General features: G+C 54.7%; 19 protein-coding genes. 5 read left to right on the forward strand and 14 right to left on the reverse strand.

Features of this window, described 5'->3' with window-relative positions; genetic code table 11:
* Positions 1 to 3: 3 nt before the first annotated feature.
* The 3 genes from ACR0L3_RS14790 to deoD all read left to right on the forward strand — a co-directional run bounded on the left by ACR0L3_RS14790 (position 4) and on the right by deoD (position 3,147).
* Positions 4 to 1,971, forward strand: a complete 1,968-nt coding sequence (locus ACR0L3_RS14790; protein ID WP_480746526.1) for a methylmalonyl-CoA mutase family protein — start codon at positions 4 to 6, stop codon at positions 1,969 to 1,971.
* 127 nt (positions 1,972 to 2,098) lie between these two features.
* Positions 2,099 to 2,416 carry an H-NS histone family protein gene (locus ACR0L3_RS14795; RefSeq protein ID WP_480746527.1) on the forward strand — a complete coding sequence of 106 codons (318 nt, stop codon included), beginning with the start codon at positions 2,099 to 2,101 and terminating at the stop codon, positions 2,414 to 2,416.
* A 17-nt stretch (positions 2,417 to 2,433) separates the two neighbouring features.
* Complete coding sequence (deoD, locus tag ACR0L3_RS14800; RefSeq protein WP_480746528.1) at positions 2,434 to 3,147, forward strand: purine-nucleoside phosphorylase; 714 nt, start codon at positions 2,434 to 2,436, stop codon at positions 3,145 to 3,147.
* 272 nt (positions 3,148 to 3,419) lie between these two features.
* Here deoD and ACR0L3_RS14805 read toward each other — a convergent pair whose 3' ends face one another.
* The 13 genes from ACR0L3_RS14805 to ACR0L3_RS14865 form a co-directional block, all read right to left on the reverse strand.
* Complete coding sequence (locus ACR0L3_RS14805; RefSeq protein WP_480746529.1) at positions 3,420 to 3,560, reverse strand: hypothetical protein; 141 nt, start codon at positions 3,558 to 3,560, stop codon at positions 3,420 to 3,422.
* Positions 3,561 to 3,695: 135 nt separating this feature from the next.
* Positions 3,696 to 4,475, reverse strand: coding sequence for a succinate dehydrogenase iron-sulfur subunit (locus ACR0L3_RS14810; protein WP_480746530.1), 780 nt, complete (start codon positions 4,473 to 4,475; stop codon positions 3,696 to 3,698).
* Between the two features lie 87 nt (positions 4,476 to 4,562).
* The gene (locus ACR0L3_RS14815; protein WP_480746531.1) at positions 4,563 to 5,288 is read right to left on the reverse strand and encodes a hypothetical protein; all 726 of its coding nucleotides are present in this window, start codon (positions 5,286 to 5,288) and stop codon (positions 4,563 to 4,565) included.
* 83 nt (positions 5,289 to 5,371) lie between these two features.
* On the reverse strand, positions 5,372 to 6,175 hold the full coding sequence (locus ACR0L3_RS14820) for a hypothetical protein (protein WP_480746532.1): 804 nt from the start codon (positions 6,173 to 6,175) through the stop codon (positions 5,372 to 5,374).
* 10 nt (positions 6,176 to 6,185) lie between these two features.
* Positions 6,186 to 7,028 carry a polysaccharide pyruvyl transferase family protein gene (locus ACR0L3_RS14825; RefSeq protein WP_480746534.1) on the reverse strand — a complete coding sequence of 281 codons (843 nt, stop codon included), beginning with the start codon at positions 7,026 to 7,028 and terminating at the stop codon, positions 6,186 to 6,188.
* A 71-nt stretch (positions 7,029 to 7,099) separates the two neighbouring features.
* The gene (gene sdhA / locus ACR0L3_RS14830; protein ID WP_480746535.1) at positions 7,100 to 8,908 is read right to left on the reverse strand and encodes a succinate dehydrogenase flavoprotein subunit; all 1,809 of its coding nucleotides are present in this window, start codon (positions 8,906 to 8,908) and stop codon (positions 7,100 to 7,102) included.
* A 25-nt stretch (positions 8,909 to 8,933) separates the two neighbouring features.
* Positions 8,934 to 9,305, reverse strand: coding sequence for a succinate dehydrogenase, hydrophobic membrane anchor protein (locus ACR0L3_RS14835; RefSeq protein ID WP_480746536.1), 372 nt, complete (start codon positions 9,303 to 9,305; stop codon positions 8,934 to 8,936).
* Positions 9,306 to 9,316: 11 nt separating this feature from the next.
* Positions 9,317 to 9,700 (reverse strand): succinate dehydrogenase, cytochrome b556 subunit, encoded by a 384-nt coding sequence (gene sdhC, locus ACR0L3_RS14840; RefSeq protein ID WP_480746537.1) that lies wholly within the window; start codon positions 9,698 to 9,700, stop codon positions 9,317 to 9,319.
* 210 nt (positions 9,701 to 9,910) lie between these two features.
* Entirely contained in the window at positions 9,911 to 10,576 is a 666-nt protein-coding gene (locus ACR0L3_RS14845; RefSeq protein WP_480746538.1) for a DUF1194 domain-containing protein, read from the reverse strand.
* A gap of 39 nt (positions 10,577 to 10,615) precedes the next feature.
* Positions 10,616 to 11,659 (reverse strand): MaoC family dehydratase, encoded by a 1,044-nt coding sequence (locus ACR0L3_RS14850; RefSeq protein ID WP_480746539.1) that lies wholly within the window; start codon positions 11,657 to 11,659, stop codon positions 10,616 to 10,618.
* Entirely contained in the window at positions 11,659 to 11,865 is a 207-nt protein-coding gene (locus ACR0L3_RS14855) for a DUF1737 domain-containing protein (RefSeq protein WP_480746540.1), read from the reverse strand. The genes ACR0L3_RS14850 and ACR0L3_RS14855 overlap by 1 nt, the downstream gene beginning before the upstream one ends.
* A 12-nt stretch (positions 11,866 to 11,877) precedes the next feature.
* Positions 11,878 to 12,432 (reverse strand): NnrU family protein, encoded by a 555-nt coding sequence (locus ACR0L3_RS14860; RefSeq protein ID WP_480746541.1) that lies wholly within the window; start codon positions 12,430 to 12,432, stop codon positions 11,878 to 11,880.
* A gap of 6 nt (positions 12,433 to 12,438) precedes the next feature.
* The gene (locus ACR0L3_RS14865; protein ID WP_480746542.1) at positions 12,439 to 13,296 is read right to left on the reverse strand and encodes an HpcH/HpaI aldolase/citrate lyase family protein; all 858 of its coding nucleotides are present in this window, start codon (positions 13,294 to 13,296) and stop codon (positions 12,439 to 12,441) included.
* Between the two features lie 169 nt (positions 13,297 to 13,465).
* Here ACR0L3_RS14865 and ACR0L3_RS14870 point away from each other — a divergent pair, with 169 nt between their 5' ends.
* Positions 13,466 to 13,765 carry a hypothetical protein gene (locus ACR0L3_RS14870; protein WP_480746543.1) on the forward strand — a complete coding sequence of 100 codons (300 nt, stop codon included), beginning with the start codon at positions 13,466 to 13,468 and terminating at the stop codon, positions 13,763 to 13,765.
* Here the strand turns inward: ACR0L3_RS14870 and ACR0L3_RS14875 are convergent.
* On the reverse strand, positions 13,762 to 14,517 hold the full coding sequence (locus ACR0L3_RS14875; RefSeq protein ID WP_480746544.1) for a sulfite exporter TauE/SafE family protein: 756 nt from the start codon (positions 14,515 to 14,517) through the stop codon (positions 13,762 to 13,764). The genes ACR0L3_RS14870 and ACR0L3_RS14875 overlap by 4 nt on opposite strands.
* A 161-nt stretch (positions 14,518 to 14,678) precedes the next feature.
* Here ACR0L3_RS14875 and mdh point away from each other — a divergent pair, with 161 nt between their 5' ends.
* Positions 14,679 to 15,641 carry a malate dehydrogenase gene (gene mdh, locus ACR0L3_RS14880; RefSeq protein WP_480746545.1) on the forward strand — a complete coding sequence of 321 codons (963 nt, stop codon included), beginning with the start codon at positions 14,679 to 14,681 and terminating at the stop codon, positions 15,639 to 15,641.
* Positions 15,642 to 15,687: the final 46 nt, after the last annotated feature.

Raw genomic sequence — 15,687 nt, forward strand, 5'->3', positions numbered from 1 at the left:
GATATGACGCAGACGCAGAAAGATCGCCCCTGGCTCATCCGAACCTATGCCGGTCATTCCACCGCCAAAGCGTCGAATGCGCTGTATCGCGGCAATCTGGCCAAGGGTCAGACGGGGCTTTCGGTTGCCTTCGACCTGCCTACGCAGACCGGATATGACAGCGATCATACATTGGCGCGCGGCGAGGTGGGCAAGGTCGGCGTGCCAATCAGTCATCTGGGCGATATGCGGGTTCTGTTTGACCAGATTCCTCTGGAACAGATGAACACCTCGATGACGATCAACGCGACCGCGCCGTGGCTGCTGGCGTTGTATATCGCTGTGGCCGAGGAACAGGGTGCGGATGTCTCGAAGCTGCAAGGCACAGTTCAGAATGACCTGATCAAAGAATATTTAAGCCGCGGAACGTATGTCTGCCCACCCAAACCCTCGCTAAAAATGATCGCGGACGTGGCCGAGTATTGCTATTCGAACGTACCGAAATGGAACCCAATGAACGTGTGTTCCTATCACCTGCAAGAGGCTGGCGCGACGCCCGAACAGGAACTGTCCTATGCGCTGGCTACTGCAATTGCTGTGTTGGACGAACTGCGCCCCCGCGTTCCAGCTGAAGATTTCCCAGCATTGTGCGGTCGCATTTCATTCTTCGTGAACGCGGGTATTCGTTTCGTTACCGAGATGTGCAAGATGCGCGCTTTTGTGGACCTTTGGGACGAAATTCTGAAAGACCGCTACGGGGTAGAAGATCCCAAGTTCCGCCGTTTCCGCTATGGCGTTCAGGTGAACTCGCTTGGTCTGACTGAACAGCAGCCGGAAAACAACGTCTACCGAATCCTGATCGAGATGCTGGCCGTAACCCTATCCAAGAAGGCCCGTGCCCGCGCGGTGCAACTGCCCGCATGGAACGAAGCGCTTGGCCTGCCCCGTCCATGGGATCAGCAATGGTCGATGCGGATGCAACAGATCCTGGCTTACGAAACCGACCTGCTGGAATACGGTGATCTGTTCGACGGCAACCCCGCAGTGGACGCCAAGGTAGAAGAGCTGAAAAATGGCGCTCGCGCCGAGTTGGCCAATTTGGATTCAATGGGCGGTGCAGTTGCTTCAATCGAATACATGAAGTCCAGACTGGTGGATTCCAACGCCGAACGTTTGAATCGGATCGAACGGAATGAAACCGTCGTGGTCGGCGTCAACAAATGGACCGAAGGTGAACCCTCGCCTCTGCAAACCGAGGATGGCGGTATCATGGTTGTCGACCCGGCAGTCGAGCAGGACCAAATCCACCGCCTGAACGTATGGCGTGCAGAACGCGACGACGCGGCGGTGGCCAAGGCATTGACCGCTCTCCGTGAAGCAGCGCAATCCGGAGCCAATGTGATGGAGCCCTCAATCATAGCGGCGAAGGCTGGCGTCACGACCGGGGAATGGGCTGAAGAGATGCGCAAGGTCTTTGGCACCTATCGCGGACCAACCGGCGTATCAGGTTCTGTGTCCAACAAGACCGAAGGACTGGACGACCTGCGCGCCGCCGTTGACGCCGTTAGCGACAAGCTGGGTCGCCGTTTAAAATTCCTGGTGGGCAAACCGGGATTAGACGGTCACTCCAACGGTGCCGAGCAGATTGCTTTCCGCGCTCGGGATTGCGGTATGGATATCAGCTATGAAGGTATCCGCCTGACTCCCGAAGAAATTGTCAGCGCCGCTGCCGAAGACGAGGCCCATGTTATTGGACTTTCGATCCTGTCCGGCAGTCATATCCCGCTGGTGCAGGATGTGATGACCCGGCTACGCGAGGCCGGCCTAACCAATGTTCCCGTGGTTGTCGGCGGTATTATTCCTGATGAAGACGAAGTCAAGCTAAGGGCGATGGGGGTCGCAAAGATCTATACGCCCAAGAATTTTGAACTTAACTCGATCATGAGCGATATTGTCACCCTTGTTGATCCGCAAAACTTAGCAGCCGAATAGCGCCAAATTCTTTCCAATTCTCGGCGCCTCTATTGCGTTACTCAATGAGTTGGATAAATACCAAGTTCTGAAAATGTAGGTGGGTTCAAACGTCCACCTACTACGGCTTTCAGAATGGAGAATAATAATGGCCGCCAGCCTTGAAAAAATGTCGCGCAAAGAATTGCTGGATTTACGTGAAAACGTTGAAATCGCAATAAAAAATGCAGAAAAGCGTGAACGCAAAGAAGCCTTGAAAGCCGCCGAGAAAGCCGCTGCTGAATTCGGGTTTTCCCTTTCTGAATTGTCCGATGGCATTCCAAAACCCGCTAAAAGCTTTAAAAACAGTGTAAAATACAAAAACCCCGTCAACCCTTCCCAGACCTGGTCGGGTCGGGGGCGTAAACCAAAGTGGGTTCACGAAGCCTTGAAGTCCGGAGCAAATATTTCGGACTTGGAAATCTAACAGGAATTGGCCCCAAAATGACAATTCATATCGGCGCCGAAAAAGGTGAAATTGCAGAAACTGTTCTGATGCCCGGCGATCCTTATCGGGCGAAATGGGCGGCAGAAACGTTTTTGCAAGACCCTAAGCTGGTTAACAATGTCCGCGGGATGTTGGGGTTTACCGGAACTTGGAAGGGAAACCTGGTCACCATTCAAGGCAGTGGCATGGGTATGCCGTCATTGTCGATTTACGCCAACGAGTTGATCCGCGATTACGGGGCGAAAACTTTGATCCGCATCGGCTCGTGCGGCGGAATGCAGGACAGTGTAAAAATCCGTGATGTTATTTTGGCGATGACATCGACAACACTCAGCACCCCATCGCGCGGAATTCTGAAAGAGCTGAACTTTGCCCCCTGCGCCGACTGGGGTCTGCTACACGCCGCGGCACAAGCTGCGACAGCCAAAGGAACGCCTACTCATATCGGCGGGATCTATTCATCGGACGTGTTCTATGACGAACGCCCAGATCTGAATGAACAGATGGTGCGGCACGGTATATTGGGGGTCGAGATGGAGGCAGCGGAACTCTACATCTTGGCTGCGCGCCACAAATGCCGAGCCTTAGCTGTGCTTACGGTCTCAGACCACCTGTTGACCGGTGAGGCATTACCATCTTCAGAACGTGAAAGCAGCTTTGGCGATATGGTCGAGATCGCACTGCAAGCGGCGTTTCCCGACCCAGCATGAAAAACACAGGGCGCGCCAGACGTGCCCTGTACTTCTACTTCCCCTTCAAACAGCTGGTCGGGGTGTCCGCGCCCTCTTGTTGCGCCCCGCAATAGGCGCAGATCCACACACCTTCTTTGCGGTGCTGTCGCCACCTGCAATCGCGCGTCAACGAAGATGTCCGTGACCGCCAGATGAAATAGGCGAGCACCCCGGCGGCCAGCAATAACAACAGAGTGGGCATACCTATCCATTGCCCAATCTCGGCAGCATTTCAAGTCACAGATAGCGGCTCAAGCGGCGTTGGCATATTCGAACAAATCAGGCTCGTGGGTTTCAGCGTCAGCCAACGGCTCAGGTATATAGTAAGCCCAAGCCTGTTCCAGAAGTTCCAGTGCCTCAGCCGCATTTGTTTGAGAGGTTTGTTCTTGCATCGGAGCGATCCCGTTTCGGTTCCATCACTCCTCCCTGCTCGCAAGATAGTCCTGAACAGGGCTGACGGCATTGCATAGTTTTGCAATTTAGCCATGCACTTGCCGCAGAACGGCAAGTGCACTCTTTGGGGTTGCTTAGACCGAGCGGTCGACCATCATCTTCTTGATCTCGGCAATCGCCTTGGCCGGGTTCAGACCCTTCGGGCAGGTTTTTGCACAGTTCATGATGGTGTGGCAGCGATACAGCTTGAAGGGGTCTTCCAGCTCATCCAAACGCTCGCCCGTGGCCTCGTCCCGGCTATCGATAATCCAGCGGTAAGCGTGCAACAGAGCGGCGGGCCCAAGGTAACGATCACCGTTCCACCAATAACTCGGGCACGAGGTCGAGCAGCTCGCACACATCACACACTCATACAGACCGTCCAGTTTCTTGCGGTCTTCTATCGACTGCTTCCACTCCTTCGCGGGGCGGTTGGTCTTGGTTTCCAACCACGGCATGATGCTGGCGTGTTGCGCATAGAAATGCGTCAGATCGGGGATCAGGTCTTTGACCACTGGCATATGCGGCAGCGGATAAATCTTAACGTCGCCTTTAACCTCATCCATGCCATAGATACAGGCTAGGGTGTTGATACCATCAATGTTCATCGCACAGGACCCACAGATCCCTTCGCGGCACGACCGGCGGAAGGTCAGGGTCGGATCGATCTCGTTCTTGATCTTGATCAGAGCGTCCAGAACCATCGGACCGCATGTGTCCATATCGACAAAATAGGTGTCGAGCTGCGGGTTCTTGCCGTCTTCCGGGTTCCAGCGATAAATCTGGAACTTCCGAACATTAGTCGCGCCTTCCGGCTTGGGCCAAGTTTTGCCCGTCGTCATGCGCGAATTCTTTGGGAGGGTCAGTTGTACCATGTTAGGCCTCCTTTTCTTGCCTACGAGAGGACAGCAGATCGCCCCAGCTCATCAGAAGCAGTTTATTTTGACGCAGGCGTGCCTTGTTCATTTCAAAACCCGCCCCGCATTTGGTACACGTCCTGCAAAAATCGCTATTTCGGCATTCACGTGTGTTGGGTTATTCTTTGTAAATTCTCGGAAAATCGTTTCTTCATAACGCAATGGGCGCAACCAGTTCTCCTCCCGTGGGAAGGTCACAGGTGTAAGGCCACGCTCAAACGCCCATCGCGCCAATCTGACATCGACAAATTTTTGACTGTCCGCCATATATTCATAGGGTGGAACGTCTTCAGCTTTCAACACAGCCACTCCAGAGGCAATTTGATCTACGACCAAAGCGGTTGATTGGGCTCGATAAAACACAGAGACTTTACGAAAGTCCGCTCTGCGGAACTTATACGCACATAATTCGGAAACATAATCAATAATTTTCCTTAGAGTGCCTGGTTTCTCCTGTTTAGCCTTACGGCGTTCAGTCCGCTTGCTGAGGTCAGACGGCTTCCCAAATACCGGGTGTAAATAAGTTGACCCATGGTATGAACCGATAATGCGGTTTTCGTTAATAGATTCAAATCGCTCAATTGTTCGCTTTACATAATCTGATGGGAAGTCGATATCGTCGTCCAACAAAAGTACATATGTTGCATCCGAAGTATAGGGGTAAAACTTGCCGGCATCCTTGGTGTCTTCTTTGGGAATGATCTGAATTACATTTTCGAATTCGGCTAATTCCGGCAAAGTACTTTCGTATTCATTCAGAACAATATTCAATCGATCTACTTGTGGAGCGATCCGTTGCACAGCGTTTAGCAAACCGTCTCGCCGTGGTGGGTAAGTAGCTAAATTACCAACGATCATCCTTCTTGTGCCTTTTTGAACTGCTCGACTTCGTCACGTGTTCCGTGTTGAAAATAGAAATATTCCTCGTTGAATGGAATGGGTCTCACGCGTCCGACGCCAATGGGCAGAAACTCGAACCACCGGCCTCTAGACAACTTCATGCATTTTTTCCTGAAGTATCGCCACCGAAAAACCCCAACATTCGCAGCCACGACAAACGGCCACCAGACAGCGCACAAAAACTTCCATTCCGGCGAAAAGTCACAATCCCGGTCTTTTATAGCACACAGATTTTTGATGAAATCGGGTAACAAATCCGCGCGAATTATAAAGAAGGATTGTTGCAGAGGTTGCGGTGTGCCTTTGCCAGAACCGAAGGCAATTCCTGTTCTCATATTCTCAATGCAATGCTCGATTACGCCACCGCCGTTGAGCAAACAGTCTTGTTCAACGTAAACGAAATAATCGCAGTCTGACGCCATAGCGTAGGACGCAGAGACAATGACCGACCTTGTCCAACCACTCCATCGTCCGATGTGGTCTACGGAATGCTTAGCATTGAACGGAAGCGACACCCACTGAACATTCTCCCGCTTCTCAGGAGAGGGTTTGTTCGGCGCGTTCGAGTCGACAACGATAATCGTTTCTGGAGAGGTGTTCCGCTGAATCGAGGAAAGCCAGAGATCGAAAAATTCAACCGATCGAATCAACGGATCACCAATATTCTTCCGTTTCGGGTTTACGTTCGTATCAGAAGACCACCAACCGCTTCCAATTACGTAATTGGGACTTTTTGCCCGCGTCTCAGTGCTTACCATGCCTGAACCCCTAATTTCCGCTAAGGGCATTTTTCAAGAAGGTAGAAGAACCAGCCGGTTCATCATGGTAATACACGTTTTTGTAGAAGGGTTTTAGTGAACACTCGTATATAGATTCCAGCTTCGCATTTCGGATAGGGAACATGTGAACTTCGCGCCCTAACAGAGCGCCGGCAATTCCAACATGCAGACGATTAGTATATATAATCTCGTACTCCCCAACACGGTCAAAAAAACCTTCGTGATCAGTTTTGTGTGTCCCCTCGTTGCTTAGGTCAACGTTTCCCTCAGGGATCGGTGATCCGTCGGTTTCGACGTCAGTTCTGAACATAATCCCGTGCTTTTTGGAAGGTGTTCGGGGACGGGGATCAAGATAGAAAGCCATATCATGGCAAAACTTAGCGTGTGGAGCTCCTGTAAGACTTTCGAGGTTATCTCTGCGCCAATAAACCGTACGCTTTGGGTCCAGGTCGGGTAAAAATGGAAGCGACGACGGCATTACAAACACATTCGAAAACTTCTTTGCGGCCACGGCAAGTTCCGCAGGTCTGGAATACACTTCGCGCATTGCGCCGGAGGCAGTGAAGATAGCGTTGTTTTCTTTAAGTAACCGACGTAAGCGCGTGCGGATCGCCGACAGCCCCCTTTCGTCGGGTCTCGGCTTTCGCAGTTTAGCTATAGGAATTTTTTCAACTTGAATCCCTGCATCTTTCAAAAACTCAGCCTGCCCGGCGTGTATCAGACCATCACCCCAGTTTCCTGAGTTCACTATTTCGACAATCTTGCGGCCACCGGAGAAACGCCTGAGATCGTTTGCCAAATCGGAAAAACAGCTTTGATCCCGCAGTGTCATGGTTTTGCCTATAGTTCGCAGTTTGTAGGTTAACGGCAGCCAATGTGACGGCCGAAACATAGCTTTTGAGTTTAGAAAGTCCGCGCCTTGGGCGCGATTTTTTTGAGGCTGATGCCGCCTTCGTCTTCGGTGGTCAGCGGATCAACGATAACCGGGCGGTAGCTGAGTTCTACCTTGTTGCCTTCAACACGCGACACAGTGTGAACGCGCCAGTTTTCGTCGTCACGCTCGGTATAATCCTCATGCGCGTGGGCACCGCGGGATTCCTTGCGCGCCTCGGCACCGACGATAGTAGCCAGCGCGCTTGGCATCAGGTTGGTCAGTTCCAGTGTTTCCATAAGATCGCTGTTCCAGACCAGTGAGCGGTCGGAGACTTTCAGGTCGTCCATCTTGGCAGCGATCGCCGTCATCTTTTCGACGCCTTCGGCCATGGTCTTGGCAGTCCGGAAGACGGCCGCGTCTTCTTGCATGGTGCGCTGCATCTCCAACCGCAGATCCGCAGTGGCAATCTCGCCACTGGCGTTGCGAACCGCGTCGAAACGATCAAATGCCTTGTCTACCGACGCCTGATTCAGAACCGGGTTCGGAGCCTTCGCATCGACAACTTCACCGGCCCGGATCGCCGCCGCGCGGCCAAACACCACGAGGTCAATCAGCGAGTTTGAACCCAGACGGTTCGCGCCATGGACAGAGGCGCAACCAGCCTCACCCACAGCCATCAGGCCGGGGACAACACCGGTTGGGTTGTCGGCGGTGGGGTTCAGAACCTCACCCCAATAGTTGGTCGGAATACCGCCCATGTTATAGTGCACGGTTGGCAGAACCGGGATCGGTTCCTTGGTAACATCGACGCCCGCAAAGACGCGTGCCGATTCCGAGATGCCCGGCAGACGTTCCGCCAGTGCTTCGGCAGGCAGGTGGCTGAGGTTCAGGTGGATGTGGTCGCCATTGTCGCCATGGCCACGTCCTTCGCGGATTTCCATGGTCATTGAGCGCGAAACATAATCACGCGGTGCGAGGTCTTTGTACTGGGGCGCATAGCGCTCCATGAACCGTTCGCCTTCCGAATTGGTCAAGTACCCACCCTCACCGCGCGCGCCTTCGGTGATCAGACAGCCCGAGCCGTAGATGCCCGTTGGGTGGAATTGAACGAACTCCATATCCTGCAGTGCCAGACCCGCGCGGGCCACCATACCACCACCATCGCCGGTGCAGGTATGGGCCGAGGTTGCACTGAAATAAGCACGGCCGTAACCGCCGGTCGCCAGCACCACCATCTTGGCGTTGAAGACATGCATCGTGCCGTCGTCGAGTTTCCAGCAGACAACGCCCTGACACTGCCCGTCCTCAGACATGATCAGGTCGATGGCAAAATATTCGATGTAGAACTCGGCATTGTTCTTCAGCGACTGACCATAAAGCGTATGCAGGATCGCGTGGCCAGTTCGGTCAGCGGCGGCACAGGTCCGTTGCACGGCAGGGCCTTCACCGAATTCAGTAGTGTGGCCGCCAAAGGGACGTTGATAGATCTTGCCCTCTTCGGTGCGGCTGAAAGGCACGCCATAGTGCTCTAGCTCGTAGACCGCTTTCGGTGCTTCGCGTGCGAGATACTCCATCGCATCGGTGTCACCCAGCCAATCCGAACCCTTTACGGTGTCATACATGTGCCACTGCCAATGGTCCGGGCCCATGTTCGAAAGCGATGCGGCGATACCACCTTGCGCGGCAACCGTGTGCGACCGTGTTGGGAACACCTTGGTGACACAAGCCGTGCGCAGGCCCTGTTCGGCCATACCCAGCGTTGCCCGCAAACCCGCACCACCTGCACCTACGACCACAACGTCGTATTCGTGGGTTTCATATTCATATGCTGCTGTCATTGTTCTTATTCCTTACCGCGCATCGTCACAGGGCCATTTTGACCAGAGCGAACAGCCCAGCCGCCATCAGCGTGTAGCCCAGGGCCCACATTGCCGCGAGCGAGACCTTCTCAGCCACACCGTGCACATAATCCTCGATGGCTTCCTGCGCTTCGTACATCAGCTGCAACAGACCCACGATCAAAGTTAGAGCGGTTACAATCGCCGGGAACGGCCGGCTGAAATAGGCAAGAACCTCTTCGTAGGTTCCGCCGATGCCCGCGCCAAAGGTGAAGATGAAAATCGGGACCAATACGGTGAGGATCATCGCCCGGACCATGGTGTTCCAATGGGTTTGTGTGCCGGACTTGCCTGCGCCCAGACCCTGCGCGCGTTTGCGGTCAGTCAGATATCGCATGTGCCGTCTCCTTAAACCGCAATCACAGTGATGATAGTCAGGAGGGTCGCGCCAACGAACATGCCAAGACCCAGTTTCTCGGCAACCTCGACGTCAAGGCAGTACCCAAAATCCCACAGGACATGACGTAGACGGCCTAGCGTGTGATACCACAAGCCCCACGTTGCAACGGTCAGAATAATGTCGCCGAACCAGCTGCGTAGAAATCCGTCGATACCGGAAAACGCGGCCTCTGAGGTCGAAGCGGCCAGCAGCCACCAAACAACCAGAATTGCAACAGCGAATACGCCAATCCCAGTCAATCGAACCATGATTGAAGACAGAGACGTCATCTGAGGGCGGTAAATCATAATGTGTGGCGAGAGCGGGCGGTTGCCCCGATTGACATCGGCCATGTCGGCTCCTCTTTCGTTGGCTACCGGTGGTTTTACCCTTTTTTACCAATCTGTCACGTGCTGCGAGCGCAAAAACAGGTAAAATGGATGCTAAGTCGCAGTTTTTAAGCATATGTGATCACACAAAATATTACTGTGATCACAAAAACCCTTCAATCGCATGAATGTTAGCGTTTTCAGGAGAAAAGCATTGTGATCACGAATCTGCGCCTATCTTTTCAAGGATGCGGATTGCTGCGTAACTTCACGCAATAGCTTTTTTCGAATCCGTTCGGGGTAATCGGCAAAGCCAGCGGCAGACACCACAAAGGCCCCTTCTCCGACAATAACGTTTTCAAAGAAATACGCCGTCAGGTCCGGTTCGCTTTCTTCAATGGCGATAGCATTGACCGTCACGCCGCGTGTGCGCAGGGCTTTGTGCAATTCAGACGGTTCAACACCTTCGTTCGAAACCCCGTCGCCCGAAATGTCTATCAAGTGCCGTTTGCAATTCGCGACCGCGTCGAAATTGGACATGGTCATTTCCAGCGCCTCACCGATTGCCGTCGAAAAATTGCGCCAAACTCTCTGATCGCTTGCGACCTGCTCTGCGAACTTTTCGAGCGCGCCAAAGCTGTCGATCTTTGTCCAGGGTACCGTTACTTTTTGCCTGGAAGCTCCGGTCCACTGCACCAGCATCAATTGCGCCTGTCCGCGAACCAACGCCTCGGACACCAATGGATCGCGCAAACCTGCGGCCAGACCATCCATCTGAATGCGATACTCGGTTGAGTCGACCGATCCCGACACGTCCACAGCCAGCGCTAAGGCCAGATCACAGGCCATAGCTGGCGGGGTTAGGAACAGACACGCAGCGAGTGAGCGAAGCAATATCATGATCGCAGCCTAGCACGATTGGCGCAGACTGCGATCACATCAATGTAAGCGGACTCCGATCGGCATCAACGCCCAATAATCAAGGTCCAACAGAACATTCGGCTGATAGCGTCCGTCTTCGTCTTTCAAATCAAACGGCTCTCCACCTTTGGTAGCCACCAGCCGCAAACGGATGGCCCCTACGCCGGGAACCTTGGTTTCGGCTTTGTCCAGAACTTCGGACCACGCCTTGATGGTGTCGCCCGCAAAACAAGGGTTGGCATGAGTCCCACCATTTAGGCCAACAATCATCTGTGCATTGGCCAGACCGTTGAAGGACAAGGCCCGTGCCATTGAGATCACGTGGCCGCCATAGATTAGCCGCCCCTCTGGCCGGGCACTCAGGTCGAAATGCACCTTCGCGGTGTTCTGCCACAGACGAGTGGCCAGCATATGCTCGGCCTCTTCGACCGTTACACCGTCTACGTGGTCAATGGTTTCGCCAACCTCGTAATCGCCCCAGCGATGTGGCTCTCCCGCCAAGGTGAAATCGTAGTTTGAAAAATCCAATCCCTCGGGGATCACCAGATCGCTTGGCGCCAGCGCCTGTTTTAAGTCCGGCACAACCGCCTCGGGCGCGGGTGAATCCGGGTTCGCCTTGCGCACCATCACCCAGCGGACAAATTCAATAACCACTTCGTCCATCTGGTTCAAACCACGTGTCCGCACCCAGACCACGCCAGTCTTGCCGTTCGAGTTCTGTTTGACCCCGATCACCTCAGAGACGGCGCGCAGCGTGTCGCCCATGTAAACCGGCTGTAACCAACGCCCTTCGGCATAGCCCAGATTGGCAACCGCATTCAGTGAGACATCCGGGACGGTCTTTCCGAAAACCACGTGGAAGGCCGCCAGATCGTCGATTGGGCTTTCATCAAATCCGCAGACACCCGCAAACTCGTCCGAGGAATAAAGCGCGTGACGTGCCGGATAGAGCGCGTGGTAAAGACCCCGCTCTCCTTCGGTAACAGTGCGGGGGACCGCGTGTTGCAGGACCTGTCCGACGGCATAGTCTTCGAAAAAACGACCTGGATTTGTTTTTGCCATTATTGCTGTCCCAGTTTCATATCAGGGGAATAGTCGGCCTCGACCTCTTTGGTTACGGCCTGTGCGCAGCGCATCATTCGGCTGTTTTCGTCATAGGCATAGGAAGGTTGGCCATAGAGTTCCCACCCTTTGGCCAGTGCATCTGAAACCTTGTGACAGAAGGCCGATGTGTCTTCTTCGGTCAGAAGGCGATAGAGTTTTGTCATTAATTTTATTCCTTATCCGCCGAATGGGTTCGGGCCGACCAGCCCGTGTATGTAACCGATCACGCCCAATAGCACGATAGACGCGACAAAGAACATCGCGTCCTTTCCATAGGTTCCGGGTTCACCGGGTGTCCATTTAGGCTCGGACTTGTTGATCACGATAACTTCGACGACCGCCCAAGCCAGCAACCCGCCGAACAGAATGATCGAGGCCAGATCGCCGTTCACCATCAGATGCGCAAAGGCCCACAGCTTGAACCCGCCCAGCATAGGATGGCGCAGCTTGTTCAACAGGCGGCCTTTGGTTCCAGCGGGACTCATCAAGAAGATCGCGATCAACACCAGAAGGTTGTTGACGTGGATCAGGAAGGTCGGCGGGGCCCAAACAAACACAGTGTCGGTCATGCGATACCCGAAGATCATCAGCAGAATCGCGGCCACCAGCGCCAGCGCCACCGCACCTTTGCCGCCATTGCCCATTGCCGCGCGCTGCGCAGGCATCACGCGTTTGAACAGATGTGCGGCCCACCACAGTGCCACACCAAGGATCAGTAAAACAAAGCCCATGCTGGCTTACCCCGCTTGCAAAGCTGAAATCGCCTCTGCTTTTGCCAGAGTTTCGCGCGCAGTTACAACATGCAGGTTTTCAACAATCTTCCCGTCGACAACAGCGACGCCCTGCCCTTGCGACTCGGTTTCTTCAAAGGCTGCGATCTGACGACGGGCAAGGTCGATTTCGGCTTCGGACGGCGCAAAGGCTGCGTTTGTGACATCGATCTGCGCCGGATGGATCAGCGTTTTGCCATCAAAGCCCATGTCACGGCCTTGTTCACACTCCGCAGCCAGACCGTCATTGTCCTTGAACGCGTTATAAACCCCGTCGACGATGATCAGCCCTTCGGCTTTGGCGGCCAGCAGGCAAAGCCCCAGCGAAGTCATCAGTGGCAGGCGGTCCGGGCGGAACCGGGTTTGCAGGTCTTTGGCCAAATCGTTGGTCCCCATGACAAAACCGGTCATCAGCGGGTGCGCGGCAATTTCTGCGGCATTCAACATACCGCGCGGGGTCTCCATCATCGCCCAGATCGGCATGTCACTGGTGATCGCAGCCAGAGCATCCACATCGGCAGCGGAATTCACCTTGGGCAACAACACCACGTCCGCATCCATCTCGCGCACGGCCTCGGCATCTGCCCGACCCCATTCAGTATCCAGCCCGTTTATGCGCACGATCTTGACGCGCTGACCGTACCCCCCTGACGAAAGTGCTGCGCCGAGCGTGCCACGAGCGTTGACTTTCTCATCCGCCGCAACCGCGTCTTCAAGGTCAAAGATAATGGCGTCCACGGCCAAAGTCCGCGCCTTGTCCAGCGCCCGATCACGGGACCCAGGTATATACAGGACTGAGCGATAAGGTCGCTGACGAGGGTCCATTGGCCTCTCCCTTTGAAAGAATGTTGCGCGAAAAGGGGCACTTTTTTCCGGAAAGTTCAAGAAGAAAATCGCCGCGCTGCAGCATTCAGGACGCAACGTTCGACACTTTAACCAGATTTCGCCCTGTGCACTTCACCCTGAGACCTTATGAAAACGAGAGGGTTCGCCGATGCACAAGACACTACTCAAGATGACGATGGGCCTTGGAATCATTGTCCTAGCCGCACAACAGGTTCAGGCGCGTTCCTGTGGCCCACGTGAGGACGTTGTTAAAAGATTGGCGGAAATTCACGGCGAGACGCGCCGCGGGATCGGGATCGCACAGCAGGGCGCAGTGATGGAGATCTATGCCTCGGATCAAACCGGCAGCTGGACGATCACGGCGACTTTGCCAGATGGGATCACCTGTCTCGTCGCTTCGGGGCAAGCCTATGAACAGACTAAAAAGGCACTGCCGCCAAACGTTTAAGTAAGCGCGTCCCAGATCAGTTTGCTGCCTGTCAGAGTCAGCAGCACATATGCAATGCCAAAGAACAGGCGCTCGGACAGCATGAAATGCGCCCGAACGCCCAGCCAGGCACCGAGTATCGCAAAGGGTGTCAGCAGCAAATCTGCCCATGCGGTGTGCCAAGTAAACAGACCCAGATAGGCGTAGGGCACAAATTTTGCGAAATTGATGACCCAGAACACAAGCACGGTTGAGGCTTGGAACTCGGTTTTTGTCAGCCTTTGAGACAACAGATACACAGCTGCAGGCGGGCCTCCGGCATGGCTGACGAAACTGGTGAAACCAGCGACTAGCCCTGCGAAAAGACCTGCAGGTGGCGGCAAGCGGTTCGTAAAACCCCGGATCAGGCCTTTGCTTTGGGCGATGTGCCAGACAACAAAACCGACAGAAATCCCCCCTATCAAAAGTCGCAGTAGGTCGTCATCCGTGGCGCGATACAGCCACGCCCCCAAAGCCACCCCGGGAACGCCGCCCAAGATTAACAAACGCGCATCTGGCCAGCTCCAGCGCTTCCAATAGGGTCCAAGCGTTGCCAGATCGATCACCATAAGAATAGGCAACATAAGCGCGAGCGCCTGCCCCGGCTCTAATATCAAGGCCAGAATCGACGACGAAGCAAAGGCCACGCCAGAGCCGAACCCACCCTTGGAGATGCCAGCAAAGATCACTGCCGGGATCGCCACAGCAAAAAACATCAAGTTCAGTTCGAACATGCAGCATCCCGGTTATAGGCTTGTCTTATTGGCCGTTTAGCGCAACCACCGCCCCATTTGCAAACGGTATGCGGTTGCATGCCGCGCCTAGTAGCACTTGCAAGAACCCCTTTAAACGACTAGCACAACCGCGATTTCAAAACCGACCGGAGATAATCCAAATGGCCAGACCCAAGATCGCGTTGATTGGCGCGGGGAACATCGGTGGCACGCTTGCCCATCTCGCAGCTGTTAAAGAACTGGGCGACGTTGTCCTGTTCGACATCGCCGACGGCCTGCCGCAAGGCAAGGCACTCGACATCGCTGAATCCGGCCCCTCCGAAGGGTTCGACGCTGCCATGTCTGGCACCAGCGACTATGCCGACATCGCTGGCGCGGACGTTTGCATTGTCACCGCCGGTGTGGCGCGCAAACCGGGCATGAGCCGTGATGACCTGCTGGGCATCAACCTGAAAGTCATGAAGTCGGTTGGTGAAGGCATTGCCGCCCACGCGCCCGACGCGTTCGTGATCTGCATCACCAACCCGCTGGACGCAATGGTCTGGGCTCTGCGTGAATTCTCAGGCCTGCCGCACAACAAGGTCTGCGGCATGGCTGGCGTATTGGACTCGGCCCGTTTCGCACATTTCTTGGCGGAAGAGTTCAACGTGTCGATGCGCGACGTCACAGCATTCGTTCTGGGCGGTCACGGCGATACCATGGTACCGTCGGTTCGCTACTCGACCGTTGCGGGTATCCCGCTGCCTGATCTGGTCGAGATGGGCTGGACCACGCAGGACAAGCTGGACGCCATCGTTCAACGCACCCGCGACGGCGGCGCCGAGATTGTCGGCCTGCTGAAAACCGGCTCGGCCTATTACGCGCCCGCCACTTCGGCGATTGAAATGGCCGAGGCCTACCTGAAAGACCAAAAACGCGTTCTGCCTTGCGCCGCTCACTGTAATGGCGAATTCGGCGTAGATGGCATGTATGTCGGCGTTCCCACTGTGATCGGTGCTGGCGGCATCGAACGTATCGTCGACATCAAGCTGAACGAAGACGAGCAAGCCGGCTTCGACAACTCGGTCAACGCCGTTAAAGGTCTGATCGAAGCGTGCAAAGGTATCGACAGCTCGTTGGCGTAACATCCAGCGCAGGTCACGACCGCTAGTGCTCATCATGGCCAGTAAC

Source organism: Ruegeria sp. CK1 (assembly GCF_056536545.1).

Bases quoted from the DNA above. Each gene is read 5' to 3' on its own strand.
- ACR0L3_RS14795 (WP_480746527.1), top strand. From the start codon at position 2,099: ATGGCCGCCAGCCTTGAAAAAATGTCGCGCAAAGAATTGCTGGATTTA.
- ACR0L3_RS14835 (WP_480746536.1), bottom strand. From the start codon at position 9,305: ATGCGATATCTGACTGACCGCAAACGCGCGCAGGGTCTGGGCGCAGGC.
- ACR0L3_RS14820 (WP_480746532.1), bottom strand. From the start codon at position 6,175: ATGGTAAGCACTGAGACGCGGGCAAAAAGTCCCAATTACGTAATTGGA.
- mdh (WP_480746545.1), top strand. From the start codon at position 14,679: ATGGCCAGACCCAAGATCGCGTTGATTGGCGCGGGGAACATCGGTGGC.
- sdhA (WP_480746535.1), bottom strand. From the start codon at position 8,908: ATGACAGCAGCATATGAATATGAAACCCACGAATACGACGTTGTGGTC.
- sdhC (WP_480746537.1), bottom strand. From the start codon at position 9,700: ATGGCCGATGTCAATCGGGGCAACCGCCCGCTCTCGCCACACATTATG.
- ACR0L3_RS14825 (WP_480746534.1), bottom strand. From the start codon at position 7,028: ATGACACTGCGGGATCAAAGCTGTTTTTCCGATTTGGCAAACGATCTC.
- ACR0L3_RS14805 (WP_480746529.1), bottom strand. From the start codon at position 3,560: ATGCAAGAACAAACCTCTCAAACAAATGCGGCTGAGGCACTGGAACTT.
- ACR0L3_RS14870 (WP_480746543.1), top strand. From the start codon at position 13,466: ATGCACAAGACACTACTCAAGATGACGATGGGCCTTGGAATCATTGTC.
- ACR0L3_RS14850 (WP_480746539.1), bottom strand. From the start codon at position 11,659: ATGGCAAAAACAAATCCAGGTCGTTTTTTCGAAGACTATGCCGTCGGA.
- ACR0L3_RS14855 (WP_480746540.1), bottom strand. From the start codon at position 11,865: ATGACAAAACTCTATCGCCTTCTGACCGAAGAAGACACATCGGCCTTC.
- ACR0L3_RS14845 (WP_480746538.1), bottom strand. From the start codon at position 10,576: ATGATATTGCTTCGCTCACTCGCTGCGTGTCTGTTCCTAACCCCGCCA.
- ACR0L3_RS14875 (WP_480746544.1), bottom strand. From the start codon at position 14,517: ATGTTCGAACTGAACTTGATGTTTTTTGCTGTGGCGATCCCGGCAGTG.
- ACR0L3_RS14810 (WP_480746530.1), bottom strand. From the start codon at position 4,475: ATGGTACAACTGACCCTCCCAAAGAATTCGCGCATGACGACGGGCAAA.
- ACR0L3_RS14865 (WP_480746542.1), bottom strand. From the start codon at position 13,296: ATGGACCCTCGTCAGCGACCTTATCGCTCAGTCCTGTATATACCTGGG.
- ACR0L3_RS14790 (WP_480746526.1), top strand. From the start codon at position 4: ATGACGCAGACGCAGAAAGATCGCCCCTGGCTCATCCGAACCTATGCC.
- deoD (WP_480746528.1), top strand. From the start codon at position 2,434: ATGACAATTCATATCGGCGCCGAAAAAGGTGAAATTGCAGAAACTGTT.
- ACR0L3_RS14860 (WP_480746541.1), bottom strand. From the start codon at position 12,432: ATGGGCTTTGTTTTACTGATCCTTGGTGTGGCACTGTGGTGGGCCGCA.